The following is an 18767-nucleotide window of genomic DNA, read 5'->3' as shown; positions in this document are numbered from 1 at the left end:
ATAGAGGATGTTGCCCTCGCTGCCGCTGATGCGGCGGGCTTCCACCCGCAGCGGCGCGGCGATGTCGTCAAGGCGTGCTACGTGCAGTTCCAGCTTGCGCACGCTGGCCAGGTAGCCCAGGCGCGGGCGCTGCCCGGGTTGCCGCAGCGCGGCACCGTGGGCGGCCATGGCCTGCGCCGCGTATTCGATGCCGCAAACGGCCGCCAGGCGCCCATTGGCGCGCAGCGGATTGTCGGCATGGGTATGGCTGCTGGCTTCGCAGCGGATGCATTCCGGGTTCCAGTCGAGCACGCTGTCGAGCAGGCACATGGCGCCCTGATGCGGAATATGCGCGGCGATCCACGCGCGTCCCAGCGCAGCGGCTTGCGGATGCATCACGTCACGCGGCTTCGAGCGGGGTAATGGCCACCCGCAGGCGCAGGTCGTCAAGGTAATCGATCACCACCTCGCGCGGGCCGCCCAGCGCCAGCGCCTGCAGCATGGGCAAGGCCCGCGCCGCCGGCACGGCCTGGCGCAACTGTTCCAGTTCGGGCAGCGGCATCCGGCTGGCCGGCGCTTCGGCCAGCGTGACATCGAGGCGCGCGATCGAACGTGCGCCAGGCTGTGGCAGCAGCACCAGCGCCAGGCCGAACGCATCCGGGATGGGACGGTGGCTGCGCAGCGGCTCCGGATAGTCCGTGTCGTAGGCAATCAGCAGGCAGGCTTCGCCGTCCACGGCCACCTGGCACAAGCTGTCCAGCAGGCCGGCGCCAAAGCTGCCGTCGCGCGCGCACAGCACGTTGGAGGAGGTCATGGCGCCGGAGGCAATGCCCCAGTAACCCGCGGCAGCGTTATGCACCGAGTTGTGAAAACGGGTCGGCGAGATCAGCGGATCCTGGCTGGCCAGCGCCTCGCAGATGGCGTGGTAGTTGTAGCCGTCGCCGCTGGAGGCGCTGAACACCGTCGGCAGGGCCGCCGCGTCCATGCCGCTGGCTGCCACCGCCTGCTGGCCCACCGCCAGGGCCAGCTTGACGCAAGGGCCGGTACGGCGCCGTTCGGCCGGCGGCAGTCCGGCCGGTGGCGGCAGTTCGGTCGGCTGGTTGGCATAGGGCAACGTGCCTGCCAGCACGGCGGCGCCGTGCTGCCAGTCCTGGAAGCCGGGGCCCAGCAGGCCGATGCCTTCGATGAATGCGCTCAGTTGCATGGTCAGGTTCAGGCTGGCGAATCGGCGCGGCCGAACAGCAGGCTGCAGTTGGAGCCGCCGAAGCCGAAGGCATTGCTCAGGACCCGGCGCACGGGCTGCTCGCGGTTTTCCAGCAGGTAGTCGAGCGGGAGTTCCGGATCCGGTTCGGTGGTGTTGATGCCAGCGGGCATCAGGCCATGGCGCAGCGCCAGCGCGCAGATCACCGCCTCGATGGCGCCGGCCGCGCCCAGCGTGTGGCCGGTCGCGCCCTTGGTCGAACTGCACGGGACGGATGGCAGCAGGTCCAGCATGGCCCTGCCTTCGGCCGCGTCGTTGCTGCGGGTGGCGGTGCCATGCAGGTTGACGTAGTCGATCTGCGCCGGTGCCAGGCCGGCACTGGCCAGCGCCTGCGCCATCGCCATGCGGGCACCCAGTCCCTGCGGGTGCGGCGCGGACATATGGTGCGCATCGCTGGACTCGCCGATCCCCAGCAGCAGGATGTCTTCGCCCGTGCGCGCGGCGCTTGCGGCGGGGAGCCGCTCGAGCAGGCCGAAGGCGGCGCCTTCGCCGATCGAGATGCCATTGCGCTGCGCATCGTAGGGCCGGCACGGCAGGCCGGACACCAGCTCCAGCGAATTGAAGCCATACAGCGTGGTGTGGCACAGCGAGTCGACGCCGCCCACCACGGCGGCATCGATCAGCCCCGCCTCGAGCATGCGGCGCGCCGAGACGAACACCTTGGCACCGGACGAGCAGGCCGAGGAGATCGATACCGCGGGCCCGCGCAGGCCAAAGTAACTGCGCACGAATTCCGGCAGCGAGTAGGGACTGTGGCTGCCGCGGTAATGAAAGTCCGCCGGCAGCGCGCCGGTGCCGGGGTCGCGCCGGCGGTAGGCCAGCTCGGTCTGCAGGATGCCCGCGGTGCTGGTGCCGAGGAATACGCCGATGCGGTGCGGGCCGAAGCGCGCCGCGGCCTCGCGCACCCGTTCGGCGAAACCATCCTGTTCCAGTCCCAGTTGCGCCAGGCGGTTGTTGCGGCAGTCGAACTCGGCATGTTCCGCATGGAGCACGGTCTCATCCACCCGCCCGACTTCGCCGATATACGTGTCCAGCCTGATATCGCTGAACGCGCAGGGCACAAGACCGCCGCGCCGCGCGCGCAGTGCCGCCAGGGTGGCGTCAAGGCCATGCCCGAGGCAGCTGGTGGCGGTGAAGTGCGAGAAAAGAAGGGGAGACACTGCGTGCTTGGATTCGTTTGCGCGGTGGGCGGATTGTATCAAATGGCCTGTGCCGGCAAGGTCACCCGGCGGGCGGCCTGGCGTGCTCGATCGAGGCGGCAAGGGGCACTCACGATGTCACCGCCGGCGCAATGGCGGGCACGGCATCCCGCAACGTCACGCAACGCAGCCCGGCACGGTCGATGGCCTGCAAAACGCGTGGCAGCACCTCCAGCACCAGCGGCCGGCCGGCACGGTCTTGCCCCGGATTACCGTCGTGCATCAGCAGGATGTCGCGTTCGGCCAGGCCCCTCAGCAAGCGTGCCGCGACGCGGTCGGCGTCGCCGCCGGCGACGGTGTCGAAGCCGCGCCGGGTCCAGCTGGCCAGGTGCAGGCCGAGCCGGCACAGCACGGGCTCGAGGAAGGGGTTGCGCAGGCCCGCGGGGGCGCGGAAGAAGCGCGGCGCGACGCCGCCGAGTTCGGTCAGCACCTGCTGCGCCGCGCCGATATCGCGCATCAGGCGGGCCGGGCCGAACAGGGAAAAATGATGGCGATGGTCCAGGCTGTGGTTCTCCACCGCGTGGCCCCGCCGGACGATTTCCCGCACCAGATCGGGATGCCGCGCGGCACGCGCGCCGATGCAGAAGAAGGTGGCGCGTACCTGGTGCCGGTCCAGCAGGTCCAGTACGCGCGGCGTCAGTTCGGGATCGGGTCCGTCGTCCAGGGTCAGGGCCACGCAGCCCTGCGCCGAGGGCGGCAAGGCCAGCAGGTTGGGGCCCAGCCATGTGCTGCGGGGCCACAGTCCCGCCGCCGTCAGCAGCAGGTGCGAGGCAATCACGCCACCGGCGGCCCAGGGCACGGCGGCCGGTGTCGCGATGACCGCCGCGGCGGCCCCCGCGTGTACCGCGAGCGCGCCGCTGACCAGGGCGCCAGGGCGCCACGGGCGGGCATTGGGGTGGATGGCTGGCTTGGCTTGCATATCGTGGGGTGCGGTCGTGCGGCTCATGGCTGGCGCCTGGCGGACGCGGACAACAGCGCCGGCGGCGCCAGGATGGCCGAGAACAGCAGCGCCAGCACTGCACCAGGGCCGACTGTCATGCCGAAGGCCTGCAGCAGCGGCAGGCTGGAGAAGGCAAGCAGGCCAAATGCCGCCACTGTGGTCAGGTTGGCCAGCATCAGGGACACCAGCGTATGCGGCGAGATGGCCGTGGCTTGCCGTCCGCTGCCATTGAAGAAGAGCGCGTAGTTCGAGCCTACCGCGACCAGCAGCAGCATGCCGACCAGGTGCAGGATGGTGAGCTGGCGTCCGCTGGCGGCGAGCCCGGCAACCACCACCAGCGTGGCCGCCGCCAGTGGCAACAAGGTGCTCAGCACCCGCCGGGGCGAGCGCAGCGCAATCGCCAGCAGTACGGCGATGGCCGCCAGCCCGCCGAGCGACAAGTGCAGCGCTTCCCGCATATAGCTGGCGTAGAGATGATCGGATTCGTTCTTCAGGTCGACAAAGAGCGTGTCCGGCAGTGCCGCGCGCGCGATCGCGGCGCGGATCGGCGCGGCATCAAGGCTGGAGGCGGAGGCGGCTCCTGGCTTGTCCTGCGCGGCGGCCGGCGCGCGCAGCGGCAGGGTGGCGCTCCAGCGCTCGCCATGGCGCGTCAGCAGCGCATCGATGGCCAGCGCCATCGACGTGCCGCGCAGGTCGTCGCGCCGTAGCAGGGGCGCGCTGCGTGCCTGCTCGGCTTCGTCCAGGAAGGGCGCGAACAGGCCCGGTTTCACCGGTTGCCCGGCGACCGCCGCCTGCAGCCTTTGCGCCAATGCCTGCCGGGGCGGCAGGCTGGCCTGGCGCGCGCGCTGGGTGGCCATGCTGGGGAGGTAGCGCGCCGGGCTCTCATAGCCGGCGATCACCCCTTGCGCTACCAGCGGGTCCAGTTCGCGCGCTACCCGTTCGGCGCCCTGCAGCACGCTTTCCTGGTTCGGGCCGGACAGCACCACCAGGTAGCGCACGTCGGGCGCGCCCAGGTCGGCCCGCAGCGAGGCATCGAGCGCCTGCTCGCGCGCGGGCACCGGGCTCAGCGAGGCCAGTTCCTGGCTCCATAGCGCGCCGCGCGGCATCAGCAGCACCGCGCCGGCTGCCAGCAGCAAAGCCGCCATCGGCCAGCGCAGCCGGTGGGCCTGCGCGGCGGCGCGGGCCAGGCGTTGGCCCAGCGGGGCCACATCGCGCATGCGCAGACTGGTGGGCGCCAGCCGCGGCAGCACGAAGCGCGTGACCAGGGCCGCGGTGGCCAGGCCGGCGATGGAATACAGCCCCAGCTGCGCCAGCCCGGGGAAGCCCGATAGCAGCAGCGAAGCGAAGCCGCAGATCGAGGTCAGCACGCCGAGCCGCACCGTGGGCCAGAACGCGCCCACCCAGGCGCGCTCGTCGCGCCGGCCGGCATGCGTGTACTGGGCGGACTGCACGAACAGGTAGATGGAGTAGTCGACCGCCTCGCCGATCAGCGTGGTGCCGAAGCCGAGCGTCAGCCCGTGCACCACGCCGCCAAAGCCAAGGCTGACCGCGGCCACGCCGGCGAGCGCGCCGGATACCACCGGTACCAGCCCGAGCAGCAGGGTGGGCAGCGAGCGGTACACCAGCAGCAGCAGCGTGACGATGATGCCGATGCCCAGCGTGGACAAGTGCTCGACTTCGCGCTTGATGGTGTCGCGCGTGCTGACCGAGAAGACGCCGGGGCCGGTCATGAGCAGACGGTAGGGCACGGTACCGGCCTGCGGTGCCTGCCGGGCTTGCTGCGCGTGTTCGAAGGCCTGGCGGATGGCGGCGATGGCGCTCGCCTGGCCGTCGGTGTCGGAGCCAGCGCTGGCGGTTTGCGCCAGCAGCACGGCACGCTGGCCATCGCGCGACGCCCATGCGCCATCGCGCAGCGGCACGCGCTGCGCGCTATCGAGCTGGCCCAGCAGGGAAGTGATTTCGCCGGTGGGGTCGCGCGGCAGCAGCGTCTTGGTGAAGAGCCCGGCCGGCGATGCAAGCAGGTCGAAGGTGTCTGCCACCGCCGCCTTCAGCCCCTCGGGCAGGAAGCGCTCGGGCGTGACGGTGGGGCTGAGCAGGTAGCGATGGGTATAGAGGAAACGCTGGTCGGCGGCCTGGTTGACGGGCTCGCCATTGCTGACCGAGGAAAACCGCGGGTCGGCACGCAAGCTTGCCGCGATGGCCTTGGAGAGCGCGGCGCGTCCGGCCGCGTCGCCGCCTTCGATGCCGACCAGGATCAGCCGGGAGACCAGCCCTTCGCGCAATTGGTCCACCAGCAACTGCTGCTCCGCGCTGGGCGCGCGCGGCAGGAAAGCCGACAGGTCCGCGGTGAAGCCGGTGCGGGCAACCACCGCCGCACAGGCCATCAGGAACACCAGCCACAGGCCGACGGCGAGGCGTGCCGGCCCCTGGGACAGGCGCGCGCGCCAGCTATCGCGGCGAGCCTGCTCCGTCATGGCGCGGCGACCGGTTTGATCTTCATCACCGAGCGGTCGCCATCGGCCTGCACGATCTCCACGCTGTCGAGCGTGTCCCGCGCGCCGTCGATGCGGATCTGCCTGACGATGCCCGCCATGCGCGAATCGGCCGGCGTCAGGGTCAGGGTCCAGCGCGTGGCGCGGCCCTGGATGCCCAGGCGATAGTAGCGCTCGAGCGCGTTGCGGTTGCCGGCCAGGGTGCCGCGGATGCTTTCGATAAAGGCCGCCATTTCCGGGTAGTTCTGCAACGGCAGCACGAACTGCTTGCCGGCTCGCTCCACCGTGAGCATGTCGCCGTCCAGCACCAGGTTCTCCGGCTTGGGCGCGATGGTGCGTTTCTCCAGGTGATCGGGCGCCAGGAACACCAGCTCGCCCGAGGATTCCACCGGGCGTTCCAGCATGGCGAGATACTTCTTTTCGGTAAAGGCCACGCGCCCGCTTTTGCGCTGTGCCAGCACGGACATCAACTGGTCCACGCCCCACGCCGCGGCCGCGGTGGCGGGCGGCTCCGCCGCGCGGGCAGGCGGTGGCGCGAGCGGGCCGATCGCGCCGGCAATGCAGGCCATCATGCAAAGGCGCGCAAGGAGGCGCGCACGGCGCGGCGCGCGGGCATGATGGCGGGTATCGGGTGATCGAGGCATGCGTCAGGGCTCGTTGCTGGGCGGCGGCTTGCTGGACAGCGGCGGACCGGCCTGCCAGAAGTCGTAGAAGTTGAACCAGTTATACGGCGCGCTGCGGCAGTGATGCTCCAGCCTGCCCACATAGCGCGTCAGCGCGGCCTGTACTTCCTGCTCGCGCTGGCCGCGCGCTACATGGGAAAAATCGGCCAGCGCCTCGAAGTGAATATCATAGCGGTTGCCGCCGCGGTACAGCCCGGTCATGAAGATCACGGGGCGGCGCAGCATGGCCGCCATGCGCAGCGGACCAGTGGGAAAGCCCGCCGGCGCGCCCAGGAAGTCGCACTGCTGTACCGGATCGGTGGCGCGCTGCGAGAGCGTGCGGTCGGCCAGCATGCCGATCAGGAATCCGCGCTCCAGGTACTCGCGCACCTTCAGCATGGCATCGACGCGGCCAAGCGAAATCACATCCTGGCGCATGGCCGGGTTGATGGCTTCGAGCACGTCGTTGAGCTTGCGCGCGTTCTCCTCGTACATGGTGATCGCCACCTGCATGCCGGGGCGCTGGCGCCCCATGGCGCGGATCACTTCGAAGCTGCCCAGGTGCGCGCCCAGCAGGAAGGCGCCGCTGCCCCGCGCCATGGCTTCGTCCACCAGCTCGCCGCCATGCACGCGGATGTCGAACAGGTCGAAGCGTTCGTTGAGCAGGTAGATCCGGTCGTGGATGGTCGAGGCGAAGGTGAAGACGTGCCTGTAGCCATCGCTCCAGCCCGCATAGCGTCCCAGCACGCGGTCCAGGTAGGCGCGCGAGGCGTAGCGCGCGGTGGGAGAGAACAGCACGAAATAAGCGGCGACGAGGCGCAGCACGGCGCGCCCGAAGCGGCGCCCCAGTCCCAGCGACAGCCAGCTCATGATGCGCAGCAGGGTGGTGTTGCTGCGTTCCTCCCGGCTGGACCAGTCTGCGCTGGCCGCTTGCCGTCGCTTTGCTGGCCACATCATGCGCCGGTTTCCCCTGCCTGTGGCGCCGCTGCCGCGGGCGTCAGCGTGCCGCTTGCCACGGTGCGGCCGCCCGCGCCGAGCGTGAAGTGGATGGTGCCGCGCGCATCGGTTTCGTGCCGGATCGTCACCCGCTCGCCGGGGGATACCGGGCTCAGGAACTTGACCGTGCCGATCTGGAAGATCTCCAGGGGTTGCGCCAGCGCGGCGCCGATCGCCATCACCGCCTGATCGAGCAGCACCACGCCCGGCACCACCGGGTGGCCGGGAAAATGCCCGGCCAGCGCGGGGTGGTCAGGGGCAATGACGAAGCCCGGCAGGGTGTGCGCTGCGCCCGGCTCCTGGCGCGCGTCGGGGCGGGACTTGGGCATCATGCGGGGCCGCCGTGCGATTGCGCCGGTCGGGCCCGCTGGCCCGCCAGCAGCCTTGTCACCAGCGGCGCCAGGGTGTCGTGCGGCAGCTTGCCGGTGGCATTGCGCGGCAAGGCGTCGACGAACAGCAGCGGGCGCGGCATGAAGGCGGGATCGATGCGCTCGCGCAGTGCGTGCAGTATCTCTGCGGCCCGCAGCCGCGGGGCTACCACCAGTGCAATCAGCCGGCGCACGTGGGTTTCGGGCAGTTCGCCGGGGGGCGCATCCGGCATGAAGAAGACGCCGTCGTCGACCCCCGCGATGGCATTGATCTGATGGTTGAGGAATGCCAGCGAGGTACGCTTGCCGGCGATATTGATCAGGTCTGCCTTGCGCCCATGCAGCAGGAAGCGGGTCTCGTCCAGCAGCTCCAGCGCATCGCCCATGGCGACGGCTTGTTCCACGTGGCCGCCCGATGCCCAGACCTGGTCTTCTCCGTCGGCTTCGCCGCTCTCGCGCGGCCGCACTGCCAGGGTGAGCGCGGGAAACAGCTCCCAGGCGCTGGTGTGCGCGGTGCGGCGGGTGGCGATCTGGCCGGTTTCGGTGCTGCCGTAGATTTCCATCAGCGGCGCCGCCAGGCGCGCTTCCGCCTCGGTAGCCAGTTTTTCCGCCAGTGGCGCGGTGGCTGACAGTACCAGGTCCGCGGGCGGCAACTCGCCGCCGGACAGCAGCAGGGCGCGCAGATGGACCGGTGAAGTCACCAGCACGCGCGGCCGCGGCACGGTTTCCAGCGCGGCGCGGATATCGGCGGGGTAGAAGGCAGGCGCGGCGCTCAGCGCGATGCCGCCTTGCAGGGCCAGCAGGACGGTGGACTCGAAGCCATACATATGCTGGGGCGGCACGGTGCCCACCAGGGTGTAGGCGCGGCCGTCCTGCAGGCCAAGGCGTGCCGCCGCGGCGCGCACATTGCGCACCAGGAAGCCCCAGGTCTTGCGGTGCGGTACCGGCTGTCCCGTCGAGCCCGAGGTGAACACGTAAGCCATGATGCGATCGCCGGGGATCAGCGGCACGCGCGGCTCGGCTCCGGCGGCATCGGCGGCGTGGCCATCGTGCGCGGGGTAGCCGGCGAAGAGGAAGCGCGGCAGCGCGATATCGCAATCCGGCGTGTCATGCAGGCAGAAGGTGCCGGGCGCGAACGAGGCGAGCTGGCGCACCATCTCCGGCGTATGGGTGGACGGCAGCAGGCTGATCTTGCCGGCCACCAGCGTGGCGCACAGGCCGACGGTGAAGCAATAGCGGTCGGCGCAGGCATTGAACACGTAGCCGCCCGCGGGCAGTTCGCCGGCAAGCCGCATGACGTCGGCCAGGAAGCGGCGCACCGTCACCGCCTGGCCAGGAAGGTAGGCGATGACGCTGTCCAGCGAGGTATGGGAAACAAGAGGAAAGGAGGGCATGGTGTCGATGGGCTCGGCGCGGGCTTCAGCGCGGCAGGCCGGCGCGCGCGGCCATGGCTGCCCGGTAGCCGCGGATCGCTTCCATCACGCCGGCATGTTCCAGTCCCGGCAGGGCAAGGCGGCGGCAGCCCGCTTCAGCCGCGAACATCGATGCCACCAGCACCGGGCTGCACAGGTTGGCGAAGGTGGACCAGGTGCCGACGGGCGCAAGCGCGAACAGGACGGTGGACAAGGTGGCCATCAGCGCGAAGAACAGCGTCCACGCTACCGTGACCGTGCGGGTGTAGCGTTGCACGGCGGGCGGAAGCGTTCCACGCACAATGGTGGCGAACTGCGTGCAGAGCGGCGTGTGCCCGCGCCGCAGGCTGCGGCCGAACATCCAGCCCAGCGCGGTGTTCGCGCCCATGTGCTGCAGATAATAGGTCCAGCCGAAGTGCTGGGAAAGTGGCGTCCGCAGCGTCCACAGGCCGGCGCAGGCCAGCGCCAGCAGCATGAGCAGGGGGAGCCGCCAGGTGGAACGCCACCCGATGCCAAGCCCCATCAGGATGAACGGCGCGGCGCCAAGCAGCAGGCCGGCCACTTCGGCGCCCGGCTGTTGGGCCACCCGGTGCAGGGTGTACTCATACGAGACAAATAGTGCCGCAATGGCGACTCCGGCATAAGGGCGGCCCGAAGGAGAAGCAGAGCCATGTGCGCTGGCGGCCATTTTTTCGGGCGAGCCGGTGCGCGAGTCGGGCGCAGGCCGGTCGGTCCGGCCGATGGGGTTGCAGGTCAAGGAAGAATCACTGAATGGCATGGCAGCGCTATTTGGGTACGGCTTGTGGCGCTCGTCCCGCCGGCCGGAGGGGTCATGCCCCGAAAGGGTGCCGGACAGGATGGCCCGGCGCATGCTGCGCGGCGGGAAGCGAGACGAAAGCTTATAGCGTGAAGACCGGTGGATTGGGGGCGTTGTTTCCGGAAGTGGTCAACAATGTTGTTACCAAACTTCTCTTAGGTAGTGGGATTTTTCGCCGCTTGGTAGCATGTCCCCCAAAGACGGTGCCGAAGTATACAACAGCCGTTTCACCTGACGCATGCCCGGGCTGTCCATGATATGCCGGTGACGGACCGCCTGGCTTGCATGCGTGGCCTGCCCCTAATTGCTACGTTGTCACGATGACCGAACTCGAACACGAAATCGCCGAACTGATCATCGGAGAACTCGATATCACCGAGATCAAGCCCGAAGACGTCTGCGCCGACACCCCCCTGTACGGCGATGGTTTCGGCCTGGATTCCATCGACATCCTGGAGATCGCCCTGCTGATTTCCAAGAAGTATGGTTTCGAGCTGCGCTCCGATAATCCGGACAACCACAAGATCTTCGGCTCGCTCGGCAGTCTGGCGGCCTACGCGGCAGCGAACCGCACGCGTTGAGATGCCGGCCGCCTGGCGAAGGCGAAAGGCGAAGCGCCCGCGGAAAAGCGGCCGGCCCGTGTCATCGTAAGCAGGCAGCCGCCTGCGGGAGTGTGGATGGAGCAGCAAGAGAAACAGAAGCCCAGGCTGGCACTGGTGACCGGCGGCAGCGGCGCGCTGGGGCAGGCCATCTGCCTCGCGCTGGCGCAGGCCGGTCATGAAGTCTGGGTGCATGCCAACCGCAATCTTGGTCAGGCCGAGGCGGTTGCCGAAACCATACGCGCCGCTGGCGGCCGGGCACATGCGACCGCATTCGACGTGACCGATGCCGATGCCACCGAGGCTGCCTTGCAGCGCATCCTGGCGGATGGACCGGTGCAGATCCTGGTCAATAACGCCGGCATCCACGATGACGCACCCATGGTCGGCATGACCCGCCAGCAATGGCGCAGCGTTATCGACGTCTCGCTCAACGGGTTCTTCAATGTCACCCAGCCCTTGCTGATGCCGATGATGCGCACCCGCTGGGGGCGCATCGTCAACATGGCGTCGGTTGCGGCGCTGATGGGCAATCGCGGGCAGGCCAACTACGCGGCCGCCAAGGCCGGGCTGATTGCCGCCACGCGCTCGCTGGCCATCGAGATGGCCTCGCGCGGGGTGACGGTCAATGCCGTGGCGCCCGGCGTGATCGAATCGCCCATGATTGCCCAGGCCTTTCCGATCGAGCGTATCCGGCAACTGGTGCCGGCGGGTCGCGCCGGCAGCGCGCAGGAAGTGGCCGGCATGGTTGCCTATCTGATATCGGATGCGGCGGCCTATGTCACTGGCCAGACGCTCTCCATCAATGGCGGCATGGCCTAGGCCGGCCGTGGTTTTTTCAGGAAGCACATATGGATAGGAATGCCCGTCCCGGCGCCGGCAGCGCCATGCCCGCCGTTCGCCAATGCGATGTGCTGGTCATCGGCGGCGGTCCCGCCGGCTCCACCGCGGCGGCCTTGCTGGCGGAACGGGGCTTCAAGGTCGCGCTGCTGGAGAAGTCGCGGCATCCACGTTTTCATATCGGCGAGTCCCTGCTGCCGGCCAACCTGCCGCTGTTCGAACGTCTCGGCGTGGCCGATGAGGTGCGCGCCATTTCCATCGAAAAATGGGCCGCCGAGTTTGTCTCGCCGTGGCACGGGCAGGGCCAGGCATTCGAGTTCGCAGAGGCCTGGGACAAGTCCATGCCCTACGCCTACCATGTGCGCCGCTCCGAATTCGACGCGTTGCTGTGCCGCAATGCGGCGCGCAAGGGGGCGGAGGTCATCGAGGGCTGCCGGGTGTGCGAAGTGGCGTTCCTGCCGCAGGAGTCCGGGGCGATGGTGCGCGCGATGCGCGATGACGGCGGCCAGGACGACTGGCGGGCGCGCTTCGTGGTCGACGCATCGGGCCGCGATACCTTCCTGGCCAACCGCTTCAAGACCAAGCAGCGCAACCCCAAGCACAACAGCTCGGCCCTGTACGGGCACTTCCGCGGCGCGCGCCGCCATCCCGGCAAGAACGAAGGCAACATCACCATCTTCTGGTTCGAGCACGGCTGGTTCTGGTTCATTCCGCTCTCGGACGGCACCACCAGCGTGGGCGCGGTGACGTGGCCGTACTACCTGAAGCGCCGCGACAAGCCGCTCAAGGACTTCTTCGCCGACACCATCGCGCTGTGCCCGGCCTTGGCCGAACGCCTGGCGGGCGCGGAACTGGTCGCCGAGGTGGAAGCCACCGGCAACTATTCTTATGTGACGGAGCAGACCTATGGCCCCAGCCATGTGCTGCTGGGCGATGCCTATGCCTTTATCGATCCGGTGTTCTCCTCCGGCGTCATGCTGGCCATGACCAGCGCCTTCGCCGCCGCCGATGCCATCGATACCTGCCTGCGCGAGCCGGCCGGGGCGCGGGCCGCACTGCAGCGCTTCGATAAGGTCGTGCGCCACGGCCCCAGGCAGTTTTCCTGGTTTATCTACCGCATCACCACGCCGACCATGCGCGATCTGTTCATGGGCCCGCGCAACATCCTGCGCATGAAGGAGGCGCTGCTCTCCGTGCTGGCCGGCGACATCTATGGCAAGACCCCGATCTGGCGTTCGCTGCTGGCCTTCAAGGTGCTCTACTACGGCGTCGCGCTGGTGAACTGGCGGCGTTCCTGGGGTGCCTGGCGGCAGCGGCGCCGCAATATCCGCCCGCTCGACGAGACCGGCGCGGCGGCCAGCCAATGAAGCGCGATGCCATGACAACGGCGCCCCTGCGGCTGGCGCAATACACGGCCTCCAGGCTGGCGGCACCCCCGCCGGGGTGGCTGGAGGGCGCCCTGGGGGCCGTCTGGTATGGCCCCGGCAAGCCACCCGCGGCCCTCGCTGGAGCGGGGCTGCCGCTGGCGCGCGTGGCCACGCCGCCGCTGCAGGCGGACCCGGTCGTTTGCGAGATCTGGCATGGCGCGGGAGACGGTGGCCGCGCCGCCCTGCCGGAACCAGCCGGTGAAGCCGGCGCAGCACCTGGCACTGCTCGGCATGGCGTGGTGGATTTCCGCGTGGACGCCGCGCTCGGCCTGCTGTTCGGCAGCGTCACGCTGTCCGAGGCGGACTTCGCCGGCGCCCCTGCCGCCATGCTGCAGTGCGCAACCGAGCGGGCCTATCGCGACATCTTCGGCTTGCTGGATGCGCAGGGCTATCCATACCTGGTGCGGGTGTGGAACTACGTGGCCGACATCAATGCCGAGGAGTCCGGGCTGGAGCGCTATCGCCAGTTCAATATCGGGCGGCAGGATGCCTTCATGGCCTGCCGCCGGGAGGTCGTGGGCAATGTGCCGGCGGCCTGCGCGCTTGGCGCGGTGGGCCAGCCCGCCGCGCAGCGCATGCTTTCGATCGCTTTCCTGGCCAGCCCGCGCGCGCCGGTCGCCGTGGAGAATCCGCGCCAGCTCAGCGCTTATCGCTATCCCTCGCAATACGGACCGCGCAGCCCGACCTTTGCGCGCGCCGGGGTGTGGCGATGCGGCAAGGAGGGCGGTCGCGCCGCTACCGTGCTGTTCGTGTCCGGCACCGCCAGCATCGTTGGCCATCGCACGGTGCACGCCGGCGATGTGGCCGCGCAGACGCGCGAGAGCATGGCCAATATCGCCGCCGTGCTGGAGCAGGCCGCGCGCGACGGGCACGCACGCCTTGGTTTGACGGACCTCGTCTACCGCGTCTATGTGCGCGATCCGCAAGACGCCGGCACCCTGGCCAGCGTGCGCGCGGAACTGGAAAGGGCGGCGGGGCGGAGTGTGCCGGCAGCCTATGTGCAGGCCGATATCTGCCGCGGCGACCTGCTGGTGGAAATCGAAGCCTCGGCCGGCCACGGGCTGGCAGTGCTCGGGTGACGGCCATGGCCCGCCACGCCGGCGCAGTGCGCCGCGCGCCATTTGTCCGCGCCAGGCCGGGCCGGGAAAGCGTCTGCCCCGCGAGGACGGCCTGATGCCGCGGCAACTGCGCGCTTACCTGCTGGCCCGGTCCGCTGCAGCAGCCGAGCATGCTGCGTTCTATGCGGGCCTGCTGTTGCTGGCCTCGCTGTCGCTGCTGTGGACGCCCTTTGCCGTCATCTGCCGTTGGATACTGCCGGCCGCGCAGGGGCAGCGGCTCGGCCGCTTCGCCAACATGGGCATGTTCCGCTTCTATCTGTGGGCCCTGGCAGCGATGGGCGCATGCCGCTTCGACCTGCGCGAACTGGACAGCTTGCGGGGCGGGCCGCCCCTGGTGCTGGCGGCGAATCATCCCGGGCTGCTGGACGCTTTACTGGTGCTGTCGCGCTTGCCGGGCGTGGCCTGCATCATGAAGGCCGGGGTGGTGGATAATCCCTTCCTCGGCGCTGGCGCGAGGCTGGCCCGCTATATCCGCAACGATACGACGGTCGGCATGATCCGGCGCGCCGTGCAGGAACTGCGGGAGGGGGGGCAGGTGCTGGTGTTCCCGGAGGGCACGCGCACCATCCGCCGGCCGGTCAATGCCTTCAAGGGCGGCGTCGGGCTGATCGCCAAGCGGGCCGGGGTGCCGGTGCAGACGCTGTTTATCGAGACGGACTCGCCCTTCCTGGGCAAGGGCTGGCCGTTCTTCCGCAAGCCCGACATGCCGGTCTGCTACCGTGTCAGGCTGGGCCGCCGCTTCGACCCGCCCGAGAGCGAGCGCGGGTTCATGGCCGAGCTGGCGCAGTATTATGAAGCGGAGCTGTCTAGCCCCGAGCAGGCGCCGCGGCGTTCCGCCGCCGTGGAGTGCGCCACCGCGCCTACTGCCTGAGCGGCCGGCTCATGCCGCCGGGGCCGCCAGGGCTGGTGGGGCGGCGGCCGGCGCGCATTATCCATTTTTTCGCTTCTTATCGTGTACCGATCTGTCCTTTATCCTCATGACTGAGTCCTCCACCACGCATCTCGTTCTGATTCCCAGCTACAACCCGGGGGACAAGGTTCGCGACACGGTGCGCGAGGCACGGCGCCATTGGTCGCCGGTGTGGGTGGTCGTGGATGGCAGCACCGATGGCAGCACCCAATGGCTGCGCCAGGAGGCTGCTGCCGACCCGGGCTTGCGCGTGATCGTGTTGCCCCGCAACCAGGGCAAGGGCGCGGCGGTGCTGCGCGGGCTGGAATTGGCCGCGGCGGAAGGATTCACCCATGTACTGACCATGGACTCCGACGGGCAGCACCCGGCCGGCCTGATCGCGCCCTTCATGGCGGTGTCGCAGCGCGACCCGCAGGCCATGGTGCTTGGCCGCCCGGTGTTCGACGCCAGCGCGCCGAAGGTGCGGGTTTACGGGCGGCGTATCTCCAACGCCTGGGCCAACCTGGAGACGCTGTGGGCCGGCATCGGCGATTCGCTCTATGGCTTTCGCGTCTACCCGATCGCGCCGTTGCGCGCGGTGATGTACGGGCAGCGCTGGATGCGGCGTTTCGATTTCGACCCCGAAGTGGTGGTGCGCATGTGCTGGCGCGGTGTGCGGCCCCTGAACCTGGATGCGCCGGTACGCTATTTCAGTGCCGACGAGGGGGGCGTCTCGCACTTCAACTACCTGCGCGACAACGTCCTGTTGAGCTGGATGCATATGCGCCTTCTCTTCGGCTTCCTGGCCCGCCTGCCGCTGCTGGCCTGCCGCCGCCTGCGGGCGCGGCGCGGCGCGGGGCCCCGCATCACGGCGCCCTGACGCCATGGGCGTGCGGCCTGCGGCCCACGCTGGCCATCGGCTGCAGGTTGCCGTACATCCTTTGCGTCACCTTCGGGTAGACTGAGCCTCTTGCGAGTTCCCGCCAATGCAGTCGGCAGACCGAGGTTACAGTATTGCAAGGAGAAGCGCCCCATGCATGCAGTCCCGTTGCTTGATAGCAGTGCAGACGATTCCCCCGTCTCAGCCCCCTTGCGCGACCTGCGTCGCGTCACCATCCATCCCGATCACTGGTATCCGCTGGCCTGGTCGCGCGAGGTCAAGCGCGGCAAGGCCCACGGGGTGCGCTTCGCGGGCGAGCCGATCGTGCTGGTGCGCACGGAGTCGGGCGCGGTATTCGCGCTGGAGGACCGCTGCGCGCACCGGCAGGTGCCGCTGCATGCGGGGGTGGTCGCGGGCGAATCGATTCGCTGCTGCTATCACGGCTGGACCTATGACTGCACGGGCCGCTGCATCGACGTGCCTTACCTGGGCCGCGAACGGTTGCCCAATGGCGTGCGCTCCTATCCGTGCCGCGAGCTGGAAGGGTTGATCTTCGTGTTTCCCGGCAGCGCGGTGCTGGCCGACGAGACGCCGTTGCCCGCGCTCGGCTCGGTGGCCGACAAGGCCTACAAGACGCGCCGCTTTGGCCGCGAGGTCAAATGCCACTACTCGTTCATGCACGAGAACCTGATGGACATGAACCACCAGTTCCTGCACCGGCGGCAAATGGGACAGATGCGCGCCCGCTCGCTCGCGCGGCGGCGCGGCGAAGGCTGGGTCGAGGTCGACTACACCTTCGCGCGGGAGGCCGGCCGGCAACCGGTCGGCGAGGCGCTGGTATTCGGTGGCGGCAACAAGGGCGGGGAGGACCACAAGGATGTGATGACGGTCCGCACCTGCTACCCCTACCAGACGCTGCAGATCCGCACCTCGGATGCGACGCTGGTGATGGACCTGTGGATCGTCTACGTACCGCTGGACGCGGAGCAGCGGACCAACCGCACCTTCGGGCTGCTGTCGATCAAGAGGCCGGGCATACCCGGCGTGCTCGATCTGGCATGGCCGCTGCTGGTATGGTTCACCGAGCGAATCTTCAAGGAAGACCGCTGGATCGTCGAGCGCGAGCAGGAAGCGCATGACAAGCAGGGGGCGGACTGGAACCACGAGGTGTTCCCCGTCATCAACGAACTGCGCGATCTGCTGCGCGAGTGCGGCGCGCCGGAGAAGCCTGCTCCTGCCTGACTGGCCCCGCCCGGATCTACCGGTTGCGCTCGTCGCGCTCCAGCGTCGAGCAGGCCGTTCTCAGCATTGCCGCATAGCGTTTCAGTTCGGGCTCGATGCGATAGACCGGCCCGGCGATGGAGATCCCGTAGCACTCGCCCGACAGCCGCAGCGGCCAGGCGATCGCGCCCACGTCGGGCAGCGACTCGCCGAGATTGATAAAGCAGCCCTGTTCGACGGATGTCTTCAGCTCGGCCTCGAGCTGCCCGGCGTTGCCAATCGTGCGCGGCGTATAGCGTTCGAAGCCCAGTTGGGCGATCAGCGCGCGGCGCTCGTCCTCCGGCATGGCGGAGAGCAGCGCCTTGCCGATCGAATTGGCGTGCAGGTCGCGCCGTTCGCCGGCGGTGGCGATATAGCGGATCGCGTGCGGGGATTCGAGCACGTCGAGATAGACCACCCACCGGCCTTCGTGCAGCTTGCCGATCACCACGGTTTCGCCGGTGGCGGCACGCAGTTCATTCATGGTGCCGTGCACGCGGTCCAGTACCGGGTCGTGCCGCGCGATCTGCTGCGCCATGGCCAGCAGCCGGCCGGTGGGATAGTAGCCCTGGCGGCGGCCGGTCTCGTAGAGATAGCCCAGCGAGGTGAGGGTGCGGATCAGCGCCAGGCAGCTCGACGCAGGCACCGCCAGCAGGCGGGCCAGCTCCGATAGCGAGAGCGCGCGCCGCTCGCGCGCGAAGGTCTCGATGATCTCGATCACGCGCAGCGCCGTTTTCACGTTCATTGCCGGCGCTTTGTTGTCGTTGGCGGTCATGGCTGGGACAGGTCCCGCGCATTGGTGGAAGACGCGGGCCCGGGTCGGTCGGAAGAGAAGCGCACATCATAGTCGATCGGCTGGCGGGGCACGCCAGGCCCGGCGCAATGGCTCGCATTCAGGCCAAGGGCGTGATCGGGTAGCGTGCCATCCGATCCACCACCGGGTAGCCGCCCTGCGTGGGCTGCGCGCCGAGCGTGCCCGGTCCATGCGCGGCCGGAAGATATCCATCGGGCGCGTGGTGCTCGGGTCACCACGAAAAGCGCCTCGCGAATCCCGGGGAGGATACGGCGAGGCGACGGCAAGAGGCGATGAGTCCGGCTCGTACCGCGTCAGGTTGCTTCGGCTAGCGTGCGGCGGATGTCTGCCGCCGCACCAAGTCGGGCCGGGACGCCGGGATGGGGCGCATGCACGCCACGCTCCTCCCTGTCTCTATTTTCATTTCATGAAAAAATTGAATGTAATTTGAGATTTTAAATCATATTGGGAATGCTCCATGCCTGGCTACACTGCGCAGCAAGGCCGTTGGGTACTGAAGGATCAGGGTGCCGGGTGGCTGGTATTTGCCGTAGTCTTACTGGGTGAACCGTCCGATTCTGCCGCCAGCGGGGGAACCGGGCCGTGAACTCGATACTCCGCCTCTGGCGCGTCGCAAAACCGCCGCGCCGGATCGGAATCTTGTTAATTTGAAGATGCAAAGCATTGAAGGGAACAAAAAATGACGCCGACCGATGTGAAAGCCACGCTATCGTTTTCCGATGGTTCCCCCAGCGTCGAGCTGCCGGTTTACAAGGGCACGGTCGGCCCCGATGTGATCGATATTCGCAAGCTGTACGGTCAAACCGGCAAGTTC

At 68.8% G+C, this 18767-nt stretch carries 16 protein-coding genes and 2 pseudogenes; 8 read left to right on the top strand and 10 right to left on the bottom strand.

Features of this window, described 5'->3' with window-relative positions:
- The 9 genes and pseudogenes from P3W85_RS21980 to P3W85_RS21940 form a co-directional block, all read right to left on the bottom strand.
- Positions 1–375, bottom strand: a 375-nt coding sequence (locus P3W85_RS21980) for a hydroxymyristoyl-ACP dehydratase (protein ID WP_276266337.1), incomplete at its 3' end; no start/stop codon positions are given.
- Between the two features lie 4 nt (positions 376–379).
- Positions 380–1183, bottom strand: a complete 804-nt coding sequence (locus tag P3W85_RS21975; RefSeq protein WP_276266336.1) for a beta-ketoacyl synthase chain length factor — start codon at positions 1181–1183, stop codon at positions 380–382.
- A gap of 8 nt (positions 1184–1191) precedes the next feature.
- Positions 1192–2400: a beta-ketoacyl-[acyl-carrier-protein] synthase family protein gene (locus P3W85_RS21970; protein WP_276266335.1), complete on the bottom strand. Its 1209-nt coding sequence runs from the start codon at positions 2398–2400 to the stop codon at positions 1192–1194.
- Positions 2401–2509: 109 nt separating this feature from the next.
- A complete protein-coding gene (locus tag P3W85_RS21965; protein WP_430869593.1) occupies positions 2510–3358 on the bottom strand; it encodes a polysaccharide deacetylase family protein in 849 nt (282 codons plus the stop codon).
- A 23-nt stretch (positions 3359–3381) separates the two neighbouring features.
- Positions 3382–5853 carry an MMPL family transporter gene (locus P3W85_RS21960; protein ID WP_276266333.1) on the bottom strand — a complete coding sequence of 824 codons (2472 nt, stop codon included), beginning with the start codon at positions 5851–5853 and terminating at the stop codon, positions 3382–3384.
- On the bottom strand, positions 5850–6443 hold the full coding sequence (locus P3W85_RS21955) for a LolA-related protein (RefSeq protein WP_430869592.1): 594 nt from the start codon (positions 6441–6443) through the stop codon (positions 5850–5852). Before P3W85_RS21955 ends, P3W85_RS21960 begins: the two co-directional genes overlap by 4 nt.
- A gap of 75 nt (positions 6444–6518) precedes the next feature.
- Positions 6519–7490, bottom strand: coding sequence for an acyl-CoA synthetase (locus tag P3W85_RS21950; protein WP_017226118.1), 972 nt, complete (start codon positions 7488–7490; stop codon positions 6519–6521).
- Positions 7487–9291: pseudogene (locus P3W85_RS21945) on the bottom strand (AMP-binding protein). Before P3W85_RS21945 ends, P3W85_RS21950 begins: the two are co-directional and overlap by 4 nt.
- A gap of 25 nt (positions 9292–9316) precedes the next feature.
- Positions 9317–10066, bottom strand: a complete 750-nt coding sequence (locus tag P3W85_RS21940) for an acyl carrier protein (protein WP_276266331.1) — start codon at positions 10064–10066, stop codon at positions 9317–9319.
- Positions 10067–10446: 380 nt separating this feature from the next.
- Here P3W85_RS21940 and P3W85_RS21935 point away from each other — a divergent pair, with 380 nt between their 5' ends.
- From P3W85_RS21935 to P3W85_RS21905, 7 genes are all read left to right on the top strand, one after another.
- Positions 10447–10707 (top strand): phosphopantetheine-binding protein, encoded by a 261-nt coding sequence (locus tag P3W85_RS21935; RefSeq protein WP_017224059.1) that lies wholly within the window; start codon positions 10447–10449, stop codon positions 10705–10707.
- Between the two features lie 96 nt (positions 10708–10803).
- On the top strand, positions 10804–11547 hold the full coding sequence (gene fabG / locus P3W85_RS21930) for a 3-oxoacyl-ACP reductase FabG (RefSeq protein ID WP_017224058.1): 744 nt from the start codon (positions 10804–10806) through the stop codon (positions 11545–11547).
- Positions 11548–11576: 29 nt separating this feature from the next.
- Positions 11577–12932, top strand: coding sequence for an NAD(P)/FAD-dependent oxidoreductase (locus tag P3W85_RS21925; protein WP_276266330.1), 1356 nt, complete (start codon positions 11577–11579; stop codon positions 12930–12932).
- An 11-nt stretch (positions 12933–12943) separates the two neighbouring features.
- On the top strand, positions 12944–14071 hold the full coding sequence (locus P3W85_RS21920; protein WP_276266329.1) for a Rid family hydrolase: 1128 nt from the start codon (positions 12944–12946) through the stop codon (positions 14069–14071).
- Positions 14072–14165: 94 nt separating this feature from the next.
- Entirely contained in the window at positions 14166–14981 is an 816-nt protein-coding gene (locus P3W85_RS21915; RefSeq protein ID WP_276266328.1) for a lysophospholipid acyltransferase family protein, read from the top strand.
- Between the two features lie 106 nt (positions 14982–15087).
- A complete protein-coding gene (locus P3W85_RS21910) occupies positions 15088–15879 on the top strand; it encodes a glycosyltransferase family 2 protein (RefSeq protein WP_276266327.1) in 792 nt (263 codons plus the stop codon).
- A 153-nt stretch (positions 15880–16032) separates the two neighbouring features.
- Positions 16033–17121 carry an aromatic ring-hydroxylating oxygenase subunit alpha gene (locus P3W85_RS21905; protein WP_276266326.1) on the top strand — a complete coding sequence of 363 codons (1089 nt, stop codon included), beginning with the start codon at positions 16033–16035 and terminating at the stop codon, positions 17119–17121.
- A gap of 16 nt (positions 17122–17137) precedes the next feature.
- Here the strand turns inward: P3W85_RS21905 and P3W85_RS21900 are convergent, their stop codons facing one another.
- Positions 17138–17884 (bottom strand): IclR family transcriptional regulator, encoded by a 747-nt coding sequence (locus P3W85_RS21900; RefSeq protein ID WP_035816543.1) that lies wholly within the window; start codon positions 17882–17884, stop codon positions 17138–17140.
- 748 nt (positions 17885–18632) lie between these two features.
- Here P3W85_RS21900 and gltA point away from each other — a divergent pair.
- Positions 18633–18767: pseudogene (gene gltA, locus P3W85_RS21895) on the top strand (citrate (Si)-synthase); the annotation flags it as partial.

The sequence above is a fragment of the Cupriavidus basilensis genome (assembly GCF_029335485.1).
In the GTDB taxonomy this organism is placed as follows: Bacteria; Pseudomonadota; Gammaproteobacteria; order Burkholderiales; family Burkholderiaceae; genus Cupriavidus; species Cupriavidus basilensis_E.
The sequence above is the reverse complement of the archived record's forward strand: the minus strand, read 5'-3'. Positions and strand labels throughout refer to the sequence as shown.

Coding starts and splice junctions, on each gene's coding strand:
- P3W85_RS21955 (WP_430869592.1), bottom strand. CDS start 6,443: ATGATGGCCTGCATTGCCGGCGCGATCGGCCCGCTCGCGCCACCGCCT.
- P3W85_RS21965 (WP_430869593.1), bottom strand. CDS start 3,358: ATGCAAGCCAAGCCAGCCATCCACCCCAATGCCCGCCCGTGGCGCCCT.
- P3W85_RS21925 (WP_276266330.1), top strand. CDS start 11,577: ATGGATAGGAATGCCCGTCCCGGCGCCGGCAGCGCCATGCCCGCCGTT.
- P3W85_RS21910 (WP_276266327.1), top strand. CDS start 15,088: ATGACTGAGTCCTCCACCACGCATCTCGTTCTGATTCCCAGCTACAAC.
- P3W85_RS21960 (WP_276266333.1), bottom strand. CDS start 5,853: ATGACGGAGCAGGCTCGCCGCGATAGCTGGCGCGCGCGCCTGTCCCAG.
- P3W85_RS21950 (WP_017226118.1), bottom strand. CDS start 7,490: ATGATGTGGCCAGCAAAGCGACGGCAAGCGGCCAGCGCAGACTGGTCC.
- P3W85_RS21900 (WP_035816543.1), bottom strand. CDS start 17,884: ATGAACGTGAAAACGGCGCTGCGCGTGATCGAGATCATCGAGACCTTC.
- P3W85_RS21935 (WP_017224059.1), top strand. CDS start 10,447: ATGACCGAACTCGAACACGAAATCGCCGAACTGATCATCGGAGAACTC.
- P3W85_RS21975 (WP_276266336.1), bottom strand. CDS start 1,183: ATGCAACTGAGCGCATTCATCGAAGGCATCGGCCTGCTGGGCCCCGGC.
- P3W85_RS21915 (WP_276266328.1), top strand. CDS start 14,166: ATGCCGCGGCAACTGCGCGCTTACCTGCTGGCCCGGTCCGCTGCAGCA.
- P3W85_RS21905 (WP_276266326.1), top strand. CDS start 16,033: ATGCATGCAGTCCCGTTGCTTGATAGCAGTGCAGACGATTCCCCCGTC.
- fabG (WP_017224058.1), top strand. CDS start 10,804: ATGGAGCAGCAAGAGAAACAGAAGCCCAGGCTGGCACTGGTGACCGGC.
- P3W85_RS21920 (WP_276266329.1), top strand. CDS start 12,944: ATGACAACGGCGCCCCTGCGGCTGGCGCAATACACGGCCTCCAGGCTG.